This is a genomic window from Candidatus Eremiobacteraceae bacterium (assembly GCA_035314825.1).
Classification (GTDB): domain Bacteria; phylum Vulcanimicrobiota; class Vulcanimicrobiia; order Eremiobacterales; family Eremiobacteraceae; genus JAFAHD01.
Genome location: DATFYX010000071.1, coordinates 64,709 through 78,010, shown reverse-complemented (window position 1 = coordinate 78,010; position 13,302 = coordinate 64,709). Strand labels below are relative to the sequence as shown.

General features: G+C 65.2%; 13 protein-coding genes. 10 read left to right on the top strand and 3 right to left on the bottom strand.

The genetic code is table 11. The features are described 5' to 3' along the window. The 5 genes from VKF82_09940 to VKF82_09920 all read left to right on the top strand — a co-directional run. A partial coding sequence (locus VKF82_09940; GenBank protein ID HME82385.1) for an aminotransferase class III-fold pyridoxal phosphate-dependent enzyme occupies positions 1-790 on the top strand: 790 nt, incomplete at its 5' end. Beyond that, a complete protein-coding gene (locus tag VKF82_09935) occupies positions 787-1,713 on the top strand; it encodes a CoA-transferase (protein HME82384.1) in 927 nt (308 codons plus the stop codon). The genes VKF82_09940 and VKF82_09935, both read left to right, overlap by 4 nt. Positions 1,714-1,783: 70 nt before the next feature. Next, on the top strand, positions 1,784-2,518 hold the full coding sequence (locus VKF82_09930) for a CoA-transferase (protein ID HME82383.1): 735 nt from the start codon (positions 1,784-1,786) through the stop codon (positions 2,516-2,518). A 37-nt stretch (positions 2,519-2,555) separates the two neighbouring features. Continuing rightward, positions 2,556-4,664, top strand: coding sequence for a M3 family metallopeptidase (locus VKF82_09925; GenBank protein ID HME82382.1), 2,109 nt, complete (start codon positions 2,556-2,558; stop codon positions 4,662-4,664). Between the two features lie 2 nt (positions 4,665-4,666). Further along, entirely contained in the window at positions 4,667-5,839 is a 1,173-nt protein-coding gene (locus VKF82_09920; GenBank protein HME82381.1) for a serine hydrolase, read from the top strand. A 1-nt stretch (position 5,840) separates the two neighbouring features. On the opposite strand, the gene VKF82_09915 is transcribed toward VKF82_09920, so the two are convergent. The 3 genes from VKF82_09915 to VKF82_09905 are packed head-to-tail and all read right to left on the bottom strand — an operon-like array spanning position 5,841 to position 8,012. Further along, complete coding sequence (locus tag VKF82_09915) at positions 5,841-6,896, bottom strand: hypothetical protein (protein ID HME82380.1); 1,056 nt, start codon at positions 6,894-6,896, stop codon at positions 5,841-5,843. After that, positions 6,893-7,426, bottom strand: coding sequence for a zf-HC2 domain-containing protein (locus tag VKF82_09910; GenBank protein ID HME82379.1), 534 nt, complete (start codon positions 7,424-7,426; stop codon positions 6,893-6,895). Before VKF82_09910 ends, VKF82_09915 begins: the two co-directional genes overlap by 4 nt. Continuing rightward, positions 7,407-8,012: a sigma-70 family RNA polymerase sigma factor gene (locus tag VKF82_09905; GenBank protein HME82378.1), complete on the bottom strand. Its 606-nt coding sequence runs from the start codon at positions 8,010-8,012 to the stop codon at positions 7,407-7,409. The genes VKF82_09910 and VKF82_09905 overlap by 20 nt, the downstream gene beginning before the upstream one ends. A 110-nt stretch (positions 8,013-8,122) precedes the next feature. On the opposite strand from VKF82_09905, the gene VKF82_09900 reads away from it, so the two are divergent. From VKF82_09900 to VKF82_09880, 5 genes are all read left to right on the top strand, one after another. Next, positions 8,123-8,650, top strand: coding sequence for an acyl-CoA thioesterase (locus VKF82_09900; protein HME82377.1), 528 nt, complete (start codon positions 8,123-8,125; stop codon positions 8,648-8,650). Continuing rightward, the gene (locus VKF82_09895) at positions 8,647-9,540 is read left to right on the top strand and encodes a DMT family transporter (protein HME82376.1); all 894 of its coding nucleotides are present in this window, start codon (positions 8,647-8,649) and stop codon (positions 9,538-9,540) included. The genes VKF82_09900 and VKF82_09895 overlap by 4 nt, the downstream gene beginning before the upstream one ends. Positions 9,541-9,624: 84 nt before the next feature. Further along, positions 9,625-11,643, top strand: a complete 2,019-nt coding sequence (locus VKF82_09890; protein HME82375.1) for a GDP-mannose 4,6-dehydratase — start codon at positions 9,625-9,627, stop codon at positions 11,641-11,643. A gap of 2 nt (positions 11,644-11,645) precedes the next feature. Further along, on the top strand, positions 11,646-12,605 hold the full coding sequence (locus VKF82_09885) for a GDP-mannose 4,6-dehydratase (GenBank protein HME82374.1): 960 nt from the start codon (positions 11,646-11,648) through the stop codon (positions 12,603-12,605). Next, positions 12,598-13,257, top strand: a complete 660-nt coding sequence (locus VKF82_09880) for an isoprenylcysteine carboxylmethyltransferase family protein (protein ID HME82373.1) — start codon at positions 12,598-12,600, stop codon at positions 13,255-13,257. The genes VKF82_09885 and VKF82_09880 overlap by 8 nt, the downstream gene beginning before the upstream one ends. The last annotated feature ends 45 nt before the right edge of the window (positions 13,258-13,302 follow it).

Sequence of the window (13,302 nt, the reverse complement as noted above, 5' to 3'; positions counted from 1 at the left end):
GAACACGTATCGCTGCGCGCTCGGCCGGAGCGCCGCCGAGTGCGCCGACGGCTGCGACTGCTGGCAAGTGCCCGCGGAGCGGCTGTTCCGCGAGCGGGTCGGCCAGGACGAGATCGCCGCGGTCATCATCGAGCCGATCCTAGGCGAAGGCGGCTACGTGATACCGCCGCGCGCGTTCTTGCAGTACTGGCGCGATTTCTGCGACGAACACGGCGCGGTGCTGATCTACGACGAAGTGCAGACGGGCATCGGCCGCACGGGGCGCATGTTCGCGGCGGAATTGCTCGACGTCGCGCCCGACGTGATCTGTCTCGCGAAAGGCCTCGGCTCGGGCATGCCCATCGGCGCCATCGTCGCGCGCGAATCGGTGATGACCTGGGATCACGGCAGCCATGGCAGCACGTTCGGCGGCAACCCGGTGTGCTGCGCCGCCGCGCTGGCCACGCTCGATCTAGTCGAACACGGCCTGATGCAGAACGCGGCGCGCATGGGTTCGATGCTGCTCGCCGGTTTCCGCAAGCTGGCCGCCAGACACGACGTCATCGGCGACGTGCGCGGCGCCGGTCTGATGCTGGGCGTCGAATTCGTCACCGATCGCAAGACCAAAGAAGTGTATCACCACTTCGTCCATCAACTCGAGCTGGCGGCGTTCAAGCGCGGCTTGCTGCTGCTGGGCTGTGGACAGAGCACGATCCGAATCGCGCCGCCGCTGGTCATCGACGAGGAAGACGTCGCCACCGGCCTGCGTATCTTCGAAGAGGCGCTCACGGAGTTGCGCGTGCCGGCTTGAGCCTGAGCCTCGCGAGCCCGAAGGTCATGGACATGCGCGAAGCGGTGAATCGCTTCGTGCGCGACGGCGACACGGTCGTCATCGAAGGGTTCACGCATCTCATCTGCTTCGCCGCGGCGCACGAGATCATCCGCCAGCAGCGCCGGGATCTCACCCTCGCGCGCCTCACGCCGGATCTGATCTACGACCAGCTCATAGCGGCCGGCTGCGCGAAGAAGCTGATCTTCTCGTGGGCGGGCAACCCCGGCGTGGGTTCGCTGCACGGCATGCGTCGCGCGGTGGAAAGCGCGCAGCCGGGGCCGCTCGAGCTCGAGGAATACTCGCATTTCGGACTGGTGGCGCGCTTGTCGGCGGGGGCGGCAAAGCTGCCGTTTTGGCCGCTGCGCGATTATCGCGGCAGCGATCTGCCGCTGGCCAATCCGCTCATCCGCACGATCGAATGCCCGTATACCGGCGAGCAGCTCGCCACCGTCCCCGCGCTCAACCCGGACGTCGCGATCGTGCACGCGCAGCGCGCGGATTCCTCGGGCACCGCGCAGATCTGGGGATTGTACGGCGTGCAGAAAGAGGCGGCGTTCGCGGCGTCGCGCGTCATCGTGGTCGTCGAAGAGATCGTGCCCGAAGCGGTGATTCGAGCCGACCCAAACCGCACGATCATACCGGGGTTCATCGTCGACGCGGTGGTCTGCGAACCGTGGGGAGCGCACCCGTCGTACGCGCAAGGCTACTACGATCGCGACAACGATTTCTATGTCGCCTGGGATGCGATCTCGCGCGACGCAAAGAGCCTTGAGGCGTGGCTCAACGAGTGGGTCTATGGAGTCGGCAGCCGCGCTGAGTACATCGACAAATTGGGCGAAGACGTCGTCGCGCGGCTGTCCGCCAAACCGCGCGTGTGCGAAGGAGTCAACTACGGCTTCTGAATCCCCCCGCGCTCGAGAGCGCGGGACTACATATTCCGATCGCGGGAGCACATATTCCAACCGCGAGCTGATGGCGGTGCGCGCCGCGCGCGAGCTGTCCGATGGCGATGTCGTGTTCGTCGGCATCGGGTTGCCGAATCTCGCGTGCAATCTCGCGCGCGCGACGCACGCGCCGAATCTCGTGCTCGTCTACGAGTCGGGCGCGGTCGGTGCGGTGCCTGAACGCTTGCCGGTCTCGATCGGCGATCCGGCGCTGGTGACCGATTCGTTGGGCGTCGCGTCGATGGCCGACGTCTTCCAATTCTACCTGCAAGGCGGGCGTATCGACGTCGGCTTCTTGGGCGGGGCGCAAGTCGATCGCTACGCCAACATCAACTCGACCGTCATCGGACCGTACGCCAAACCGAAGGTGCGCCTGCCGGGCAGCGGCGGCGCGTGCGAGATCGCCGTGCATGCCAAGCGCGTGATCGTGGTGGCGCCCTTGTCGGCTCGTTCATTTCCGGCGGAAGTCGATTTCTACACCTCGCCCGGTCACGCGGGCAAGTACGGCACGCGGCGCGAGTTGGGACTGCCCGGCGGCGGACCGCTGCGCATCGTGACCGATGTCGGCATCCTTCGGCCGTCACCTCAAGACGGAGAGCTCGAGCTGGCTGCCGTCTATCCCGGCATCGATCCCCAGGAGGTCGTGGAGAAAGTCGGTTGGCCGCTGCGCATTTGTGCCGCTTTAGAGCCCGTGCCGGCGCCCACGGCCGAGGAACTTCACCTGCTGCGCGACGTATTGGACCCACAGCACTTATATCTTTAGGGCTTCATAAGCCACGGCGTAGAAAAAGGAAACATCTGTGAACATCCGTCACCGCGTCACGGCGGCCATGCTTGCCGTCGCGCTCCTCGCGGGCGCACTTCCCCTTGCCGCCTCCGCTGCGACGACCGCACCGGCGGCCTCGCCTGCCGCGAGCAGCGCACCTGCCGCGACCGCGCCGAGCGGTCCGCTCCTGCCGGCTGACACCGGGGTCAACTGGAATCTGACGCCCGATCAGATCAACTCCACATGCGACGCGGCGATCCAAAAAGCGAAAGCCGCCATCAAGCAGATCGAGACCACCCCGATCGGCCAAGCCGGCTTCAACACCGGCATCAAAGCGGTCGAGAACGCGATGGCGGACATGAACGACGCACTGGTCGCGCAGGGCGTCCTGTCGCAGATCTCGGTGGACAAGAACGTGCGCGACGCGTCGACGGCGTGCGACGAGAAGCAAGCCCAGTTCGGAGTCGAGCTCTCGTCCGACCCGTACATCTACGCCATGGCGCAGTTGGGCGCGGCCACCGCCACCAACGCGCAAGACCGCAAGCTCGCCCAGCTCTACATGGAAAGCGGACGGCGTTCCGGAGCCGGTCTTGATCCGGAGACGCGCGCCCAGACGACCAAATTATTCAATCAGCTCAACGACCTCGAGCTCGCGTTCGGCAGGACGCTGTCGGAAGACACGTCTTCCATTGTCATCGACAAACAAGAGGCCGCCTCGCTGCCGCCGGCGATGGTCCAGACGTTCAAGCCTTCCGGCGACGGGTATCGCGTGCCGGTGAACGAGAGCACGTACGTTCAGTTCCTCAGCAACGAGCGCTTGGGCGCCGCGCGCCAGCGCTTCTACATGGCGTATTTCACGCGCGGCGGCGACGCCAACGTCAAGCGGCTCGAGCAGGCGGTCGCGGTCCGCGACCAGCTCGCGCATCTGCTCGGCTTTTCCAACTGGGCGTCGTATCAGCTCGACGCGAAGATGGCGAAAACCCCGCAGCGCGTCGACGCGTTCCTCGCGCAGATCGACGCCAAGCTGCTCCCCAAAGCGAATGCGGAGATCGCCGTCCTCAAGGGCCTCAAGTCAGGTTCGGGAGATGTGCAGCCGTTCCAAGCGTGGGATTACCCGTATTTTGAGGACCAGCTCGTCAAGACGAAGTATGCGCTCGACCAAGAGGTCGTGCGCGAGTACTTCCCGGTGGACAAGGTGCTGCCGGGCGTCATGGGCATCTACCAAAAGCTGCTCGGCGTGACGTTCCACCCGATCGTCCCCGCCGATGCGTGGGCGCCGGGCGTGCTCGAGTACTCGATCAGCGACAACGCGACCAACAAACCGATCGGCTGGTTCTTTTTGGACTTATATCCGCGGCCGGGCAAGTACGATCACTTCGCCAACTTCCCGCTGCGGGCTGGACGCGTCTTGCCCGACGGCTCGTGGCAGATGCCGATCTCGTCGATCATCGGCAACTGGCCGGTCGGCGCTCCGGGCAAGCCGGCGTTGCTCAGCCACGAGGATGTCGTGACGTTCTTCCACGAGTTCGGACATCTGATGCACAGCACGCTCTCGACGGCGCCCTACGAGACGTACTACGGCACGGCCGTGCGCGGCGATTTCGTCGAAGCGCCCTCGCAGATGCTCGAGAACTGGATGTGGCAGCCCGCGATCCTCAAAGAAGTCTCGAGCAACGTCAAGACCGGCAAACCGCTGCCGGATGACCTGATCAACAAGATGGTCGCGCTCAAGCACGTCGCCGACGGCTATGCGTGGACCGGCCAGGCGTTCTACGCGACGTACGACATGAATATCCACAGCTCGACACCGCCGATCGACGCCACGTCGGTATGGTTCGCCTTGAAGAAGAAGATGACGCCCCTCCCGTCCGTCCCGGGCACCATTCCCGAGGCGAGCTTCGGCCATCTCATGGGCGGTTATGACGCCGGCTACTACGGATATCTGTGGTCGCGCGTCTTCGCCCAAGACATGTTCACCGTGTTCCAAAAGGGCGGGCTGGAGAATCCAGTGGTCGGCGCGCGTTACCGCCAGGACATCTTGCAGCCCGGCGGCAGCATCGAGCCCGATCAGCTGCTGCGCAACTTCCTCGGACGCGACGTGAACTACGACGCCTTCTACAAGGATCTCGGGATCACGCGCTGACCGTGAAGCGCGCGCTGTCGCTGCTCCTGGTGGCCTGCGCGCTCGTCTCGGCTGCGGCGGCCGACACGATCACGCCGCAGGCCGCGATCGCGCGCTTGTTCACCTCGGACCGGGTGGATCCGGACTGGTTCGCCCAGTCGTTGCTGCAGCAGGCGCCGGCATCGCAAGTGCAGTCGGTGGTCGACCAGCTCAAATCGCAGCTGGGCGCCTACCAAGACGTGCGCCCCGAAGGCGATCACTTCTCGACGGTCTTCGCCAAGGCGAGCGTACCGACGTACATCACCCTCGATTCCACCGGGCGCATCACGGCGCTGTACTTCAAGCAGCCGATAACGACGGTCAAGGACTTGCCGGGCGCGGTCAATACGTTTCGCGCCTTGCGCGGCAAGGTCGGCTTGGTCATCGAGGCCGGCACGACGGTGACGCAGGCCATCAATGCGGACGAGCCGCTCGCGGTCGGATCGGCCTTCAAACTGGCGGTGCTCGCCGCGCTCAAGAAGCAAGTCGAGGCGAAGCGGATGTCGTGGGCGCAGATCGTGACCATCCGGGCGGGCTGGAAAAGCCTGCCGACCGGCGTCTTGCAGACCTGGCCCGACGGCTCACCGCTGACGCTCGACAGCGTCGCCGCGCTGATGATCTCGCAAAGCGACAACACGGCCGCGGATCTCGCGCTGCGGACGGTCGGCCGTTCCGCCGTGGAGGCGGAGGCGCCGCCGCGCGACACGCCGTTTCTCACCACGCGCGAAGCGTTTCAGCTCAAAGATCCGGCCAATGCGCAGTTGCTCGCGCGCTGGCGCTCGGGGGACGTGGCAGCGCGGCGCGCGGTGCTGGAAACGCTCACATCTAAACCACTGCCGAGCATCGACATCTTCACCGGCCGCATCGCCGCGCCCGACGTCGAATGGTTCTTCAGCGCGCGCGATCTGTGTTCGCTCATGGGAAAGGTGGCGGCGCTGCCGTTGATGAGCATCAATCCGGGCGTTGCGGATCCGGCGCGCTGGGCGCGCGTGGCCTACAAAGGCGGCTCCGAGACGGGTGTCCTCAACCTGACGACGCAGGTCGTGAGCAGGAGCGGAAAGACGTACTGCGTGTCGGCGACTTGGAACGACTCGCAGCCGGTCGACGAAAAGCAGTTCGAGCTGATGTACAGCCTGCTGCTGAACAACCTCGAATAGCCTATTGCGGGATCGCGGGCGGTCCCGAGGCGGGTCCTGACGGCGGCGTGAACGTCGCCACCGGCGCGGGCACCGTCGCGTATGGCGTGCCCTGCACGCCGAGCAGGCCCGGACGCGTGCGCATGAACGACACCAGTGCGGCGCCGGTGGCCAGCGCTCCGATCACCGAGAACATGATGACCGCGAACCATGTCGGCGTGAAGCCGGTGACGACCAGGATGACACCGAGGCCGGTGCCGATGATGGCAAGCGGCTGCGGGTCATTCACTTTGGCGACCTCGAGCAAGCGGCGCCCGAGGAACGCAGCGATCGCGGCCTTGCCGATCAGATAGGCGAGCACGAACGCGATCAGCGCGACCGGGATCAGCGGAATCGTTATGACCAGCACGGCCAGCACGACGAGCACGAAGACGAGGAAGAACGGCGCGAGGACGCCGAGGAAAACCGCCAGCAGCGGCTGCGCGACGAGGTATTCCTCGACGTTCTTGGTGCGCAGCGGGAAGAGGAAGAACGCGAGCAAGGTCAAGAGCAGATCCGGCACGATGATCGAGGCTCTGACGGCCCACGCATGGGCCGGCGACTCGGGCGCGGCAGGCACCTCCGGCGCGGCGTCCTCCGGCGGCATCGACATCATCGGTGCGGGCGTCTCCGCCTGAGGCGGCACGACGCGCTGATGTTTTTTGGTCTTCGGAGGGGTCGAGGTCGAATCGTTGATGATCTCGCCGCCGAACGAAACGGTGTCTTTCTCGACCGCCCCTTCCGGATAGATGTGCAGATCGCCGCCGAAAACGACGGCGCTGCCGTGCACTTTGCCGTGGATGGCCACATTGCCGCCGAAATCGACGACGTCGCCCGATACTTCTTGGCCAGCCGGGATGTTGATGTCGCTTCCAAACTCGACGACGTCGCCGTGGCTGTAGCGGCCACTGCCGGCGGCTGCCATTGACGGCCCGCTCACGAGCAGCGCGAGCACCAACAGCGCGGCCCATGGAGCGGCCGAGTTCGCTCGACCTAATGGAGCGGTCGAGTTTACTCGACCGACACGTACGTTCATCATATCGCCTGGGTCCCCGCGATCCACCCGGACAGCCGGGGGAGGTAATGGCGTAGCGCAACTGCGCCGGCCGCAAGCACCAGGAGTTCGATCCCCAGCGCACCGGCGGCGTATGCGGGCACGTGCAGCCTGGTGCCGACGTCGACTAACGTCGATCCGGCGACACCGGCCTTGCCGAATTCGGTAGCGACAGCCGCAAACGCGTGCTGCCAGTTGATGACGTGCGCCGCAGTCAGCGCGATGAGCAGCGCCCAGCCCGCTGCGACGTAGGCGAGCAGCCAGCGCACGCGCAGCCGCGCCGGTTTCGGAACGGGCAACGCGGCGACCGCGGCCATCACGCCCAGCGTGAAGTCCGGCCGCGGCTCGATGCCGCGCAGGCCTTCGAGCCGGATCTCGACCGCGTGCAGATCCTGCATCAGCGCCCTGCAGCTCGGGCAGCCGTTCAGATGCGCCTCGATCAGCTGCACATCGCGGGGCGACGCATCGCCCTCGAGATATGCGGCCAGACGCGCTTCACAGGCAGAGCAGTTCACGTCCGCCTACCTCCTGCGTTTGATGTGAGTCGCCTATCGGCGATCGACGAGAGCGGCCGAGGGCGCGCGCGAGCGACGCCTTGCCGCGATGGATCAGCGTCTTCACATTTCCCAGCGAGACGCCCATCGTGTCAGCGATTTCTTGGTATTCCATGTGCCGGTAGTAGCGCAAGGAGAGCGCCATCCGCATTTTCTCGGGGACCGTCAGCAGGGCGCTGCGCACCGTCTGCTGCTCTTCTGCGGCGAGGATCATCGCGTCGGGCGAAGCCTCGCGCCGGGTGTCCGGGAGCCGTTGCTCCAGAGTTTCATCTTCGTAGAGCTCCTCATGTTGCGGGCGGCGACGTTCCTTTCCGAGATGCGTGCGCGCGGCGTTGCGTGCGATTTGGTAGAGCCAGGTCGAGAACTTCGCGAGTTGCGGGTTGAACGTTCCAAGATGCGAGTAGGCGCGGATGAAGGTCTCCTGGGCGAGGTCGTTTGCGTCTTCGGTCGATCGGACGGTGCCATACAGGAAGTTGACGATGCCCCGCTTGTGCCGCTCGACCAGCGGCGCGAATGCGCTCGAATCTCCCTGGAGGATAAGCGCCACCAGCGTCTCATCCGGCACCCCAGCGTTGATCGTCGACCCTCCCGATTGATGGATTCTACTCCCGCGCCAGCGGGAAAGTTTCGGGACAAGCCCGGCGAACCCCGCGGTGCATGAGCCAGGCCGACAAAAGTCCCACGACGCTGGCGCCCAAGCCCGTGGCCGCTTCGGCTTCCACCTTGGCCACGTTGATGGAGCCGGCCGACGCCAATCCGATGGGCAACGTCCACGGCGGCGTCATCATGAAGCTCGTCGACCAAGCGGCCGCCGCAGCCGCGATCCGTCATTCCAGGCGCATCTGCGTCACCGTCGCGGTCGACCGGCTCGACTTCTTCGGACCGGTGCACGTGGGCGACATGGTCGTCCTCAAAGCGGCGGTGAACTACACGCATCGCACCTCGATGGAGGTCGGCGTGCGCATCGAAGCCGAGTCCCTGCGTGCGGGCGAGGTCAGACAAGCGGGCACCGCGCTGCTGATCTTCGTCGCGCTTGACGACGAGTGCCGGCCCGTCGAAGTGCCGCCGATCCTGCCGCAGACCGAAGAGGAGAAGCTGCGCTTTCGCCAGGCCGAGCTGCGTTATCGCCACCGCAAGGAACTGCGCGAAAAAGAACGCGCGCTTCGGACGACGCGCACGCCTTGACCGCCCGCTACGCGCTGCTCACGCTCGGCATCGCCGGCCTCTCGATGGCCGGCATTTTTTACAGTTTGGCGCACGCGCCGGTCGTGACCATGGTCGCGTATCGCATGGTGTTCGCCGCGCTGCTGATGCTGCCGGTCGCGTTCGTCGCGCGCGGCAGCGGCGCGGCGCAGACGCGCGTGCCCTTCACGCGTACGGACTTGTGGACGACCGCCGGCGCGGGCGCGCTGTTCGCGTTCGACCTCGTCATCTGGGCGATGAGCCTCAAATTCACCTCGGTCGCCAGCGCGGCGCTGTTCGTGAGCACGCATCCGATCTTCGTGGCGCTGCTCGCGTGGCTGATCTTCCGCGAGCGACCGACGCCGTTGATCTTGGCCGGCATCGCCATCGGCATCATCGGCATCGCGATCGTCGCGCGCCACGATGTCTTGCTGTCGGGGCGCGCGCTGATCGGCGACGGACTGGCGCTGCTCGCCGCGCTGGCCGAGACCGGCTACCTGCTGTGCGGGCGCAGCGTGCGCCGCCGCATCGACGCGCCGCGCTATGCGCTAGGAGTGTACGCGTCGTGTGCGGCCTTCGTCTGCGTCGCGGCGTTGGGCACCGGTGCGGGCTTCGCGATCTCGGCGCACGACCTGGGCTTGGCGATCGGGCTCGCCGTCGTGGCGACCGTGCTTGGCCACACGCTGGTCTCGCAGTCGCTCGGCTACATGCCGGCGGCAGTCGTCGCTGTTTCGTTTCTGGCACAGCCCTTGATGGCGGCGGTGTTCGCGCTGATGTTCTTAGGGCAGGTGATTCCGCTGACGACCGCGCTCGGCGGCCTGGTGGCGCTTGCCGGCATCGGCGTGGTAGCATACGCGAACGAGCGCCAGCCTACCGAACCACTCGAGATGTAGTTTGCAATATGTAGTCCCGCGCTCTTGAGCGCGGGCCCGGCCTCAAGAGGCCGGGACTACGGACCGACCGAAGGCGGCGCATCGATGGCGAAAAAACGGGCTCTGATCACCGGCATCACCGGCCAGGATGGATCGTACCTGGCCGAATTTCTGCTCGAGAAAGATTACGACGTCTTCGGCATCACGCGCCGTTCGAGCACCAACTCATTCGACCGCATCGCGCACATCATCGACAAGATCACGCTGCTGTCCGGCGACTTGCTCGACGAGCACTCGCTGGTCAGCGCGCTGCGCGAATCCAAGCCGGATGAGGTCTACAATCTCGGCGCGCAAAGTTTCGTGCCCACCTCGTGGTCGCAGCCGGTGCTCACCGCCGAGTTCACTGCGGTCGGCGTGACGCGCTTGCTCGAAGCGATGCGCAACGCCAAGCCCGACGCGCGCTTCTATCAGGCGTCGAGCAGCGAGATGTTCGGCAAGGTGCAAGAGACGCCGCAGCGCGAGACGACGCCGTTCTATCCGCGCAGTCCGTACGGCGTCGCGAAAGTATACGGCCATTGGATCACGGTGAACTATCGCGAATCGTACGATCTGTTCACGTCGTCGGGAATTCTGTTCAATCACGAGTCCCTTTCGGCCAATACGCCAGTGATCATCCGGCGCGATGGCCTTATCGACATCGTGCCGATCGGCGAGGTGCTTCGCGTACAGCCGAAGGGCCGCGCATATCAGCGTTTCGAGACCGACGGTCTCGAGGTGTGGGATGGCGAGAGCTTCGTCGATGTTCTCCAGGGAACTGCGTACCATCACGTGCCTCGAGTTAAGAACAAGCGCGTCACACGCATAGAAGCGCGCTGCGGGTGCGTCACCCTGACCGGCGATCATGTGATGTTCCTGGCTGGTGAGGAGAGGCGCGCCGGCGACGTCCGGCCCGGAGATAAGCTCAAGCGGGCCGATCTGCCGCAAGCGCCAAAGATCACGAAGATCACCCACGAGCTTGCATGGCTGCTCGGTGCGTTCGTCGGGGACGGCTATGCCGGTCCGAGCGCGCGAGGCGCGTGGCACGCAAAGTTCGCCAATAATGACTTTGGACTTCGGCGGCGATTCGCCGAGGTCTGGAAGCAAGTCACGTGCGGAAGGACGCGAGAGACCTACGGCTCGTCAGGCTTCGTACCGGGGAGAACCGTCGGTGCGCTCGCCTTGGCTGGTGCCCCGTCCTTCGTGCACTGGCTGCGGGAAGTGTGCTACACGGATGACGCCAAAAAGCGCGTTCCCGCGATCATACTCAACGCGGACGAGCAGACGTGGGTGTCGTTCTTAGAAGGCTACAACGCCACCGATGGTCTCAAGGCCGGCAATGCCCGCTACCCATTCAAGAATTTCAAGACCAATTCGCCGACATTGGCGATGGGTCTGTGGTTCATGGCTCGCAAGGCCTTGGATCAAGATCTCGTGCTCAACGTCGAGGTCGGCCCGCCGGAACGGCCCGGGCCGTTCTACTCGATGAACCTGCGGACGCCGTATATCACGAACACCGGCCGGCATCTCCGGAAAGAACTCGCAGAGGTCAAACGTACCCTGCCGATTCCCGACTATGACGGCTGGCTGTACGACTTCACGACGACGTCGGGAAAGTTCCACGCCGGCGTCGGCGAGTGCGTGATCCACAACTCGCCGCGGCGCGGGCTTGAATTTGTCACGAGAAAGGTGACGGACGGCGCGGCGCGCATCAAGCTCGGACTCATCAAAGAGCTGCGCCTCGGCAATCTTGAGGCGCGCAGAGACTGGGGCGACGCGCGGGATTACGTGCGCGCGATGTGGCTCATGCTTCAGCAGTCCAACCCCGACGATTACGTGATCGCCACCGGCACGACGCGCACGGTCCAAGACCTCGTTGCCGCCGCGTTCGCCCACGCCGGCCTCGACTGGAAGAAACACGTCGTCGTCGATCCGAAATTCATACGCCCGGCCGAGGTGGATGTGCTCGTAGGAGACGCGTCCAAAGCGCAGCGCGTGCTCGGCTGGCGGCCCGAGATCACGTTCGAGCAGATGATCGCCGAGATGGTCGACGCGGACCTCGCGCGCTTGCGCAAACTGAACGGCTAAAGGTGCGCTGCCTCGTCACGGGCGCCGACGGGTTCGTCGGACAGTGGCTCATCCGCGAGCTGCTCGACCATGGCGACGACGTCACGGGCGTCACGCGCGGGGATCACACGCAGCTGACCACGCTGAGCACCGATGCGGCCACACACGTGCGCTGGCTGAGCGCTGAACTGCTGGATCCAGAGACGCTGCGCGCCGCAGTCAAAGAGGCCAAGCCTCAAGCGGTCTACCATTTAGCCGCGCAAGCGTCGGTCGCGTTATCACTCAAAGACCCAGCCTCCACCGTTGAAACGAATGTGGTCGGCACCGCCAACGTGCTCGAAGCGTGCCGCGACGAGGCGCCCGATGCCTTGGTCATCGCGGTCGGCTCGGCGGAGATCTACGGCAGCGTCGATCCCAAGGCGCTTCCGGTACGCGAAGACGCGCCCATCCGCCCCAACAACCCATACGCCGGCAGCAAGGCGGCGGCCGAGGTGCTCGCGCTGCAGTACGCGCAGACGGGCTGGCTGCGCGTGATCGCCACCCGCTCGTTCAACCATACCGGCCCCGGCCAGACCACGTCCTACGCCGCCGCGGCATTCGCAAAACAGTGCGCAGATATCAGCCGCGGCAGGCAGGCACCGGTGCTGCTGCACGGCAATCTTTCTGCCCAGCGTGATTTTCTCGACGTGCGCGACGTCGTGGCCGCCTACCGGCTGCTCGCCGAACGAGGCGCTTCAGGAACGGTATATAATGTCTGCAGCGGGCGCGCGGTCAGCATGCTCGAGATCGTCGAAGATCTCACGCGTCTGGTGGACCGGCCGGTCGAGCTGCGCCAGGACCCGGAGCGGATGCGCCCGGTCGACACGCAGGTGATCGTCGGCGACCCCGGGCTCGTGCAGCGGGCCACCGGGTGGCAGGTATCAATACCGCTGCAGCGGACGCTGCGCGACCTGTACGACTACTTTCTAAAGGAAGATGGATAAGACGAAACCCGCCGCCCCACCGCCTCGCAATCCGGCTCAAGGTCAGGATTGGCGGGCGGTCGTCTTCAAGAACCGCGGCGCGCTGCTCGTGCCCGTCGCGCTGGCGCTCATCATTTTCGGCCAGCCCACCGAGCTGAGCGCTACCATCGGGGTCATCATCGCGCTGTGCGGGGAGCTGCTGCGCATCTGGGCGGTCGGCTATTCGGGCGACACCACTCGCGCCGACGTCGTGACCGCCCCCGAGCTCGTGACCGCCGGCCCCTATGCGCTGGTGCGCAATCCGCTGTACGTCGGCAACGCGATCATCGCAATCGGGTTCACCATCGCGTTCACGGGCGGCATCCCCTTCGCGCAATCGTTCTGGCTGCTCGTCTTCGTCCTCGCAATCGTCATCGCGGTCTATGCGGTCGTCATTCCGCTCGAAGAAGAGTACCTCGCACGCACGTTCGGCTATCGCTACACGGAATACACGACGATGGTACCGCGCTTCATCCCGTGGAAAGGCGCCCTCGCGAAGAGCAAACAACAGGGGACCTGGAAGCGAAAAGTGATCGGCAGCGCCGAAGTCACGACCATCGTGCTCTTCGCCCTCATGGTGGTCGTCTTGGTGCTCAAATTGACCGTTCTGAGGGGTATGACGGTCCGGTTCTAAAATTCCGCGTATCGGGACAAATAGAATCGAAGTCCCGAACAGGCG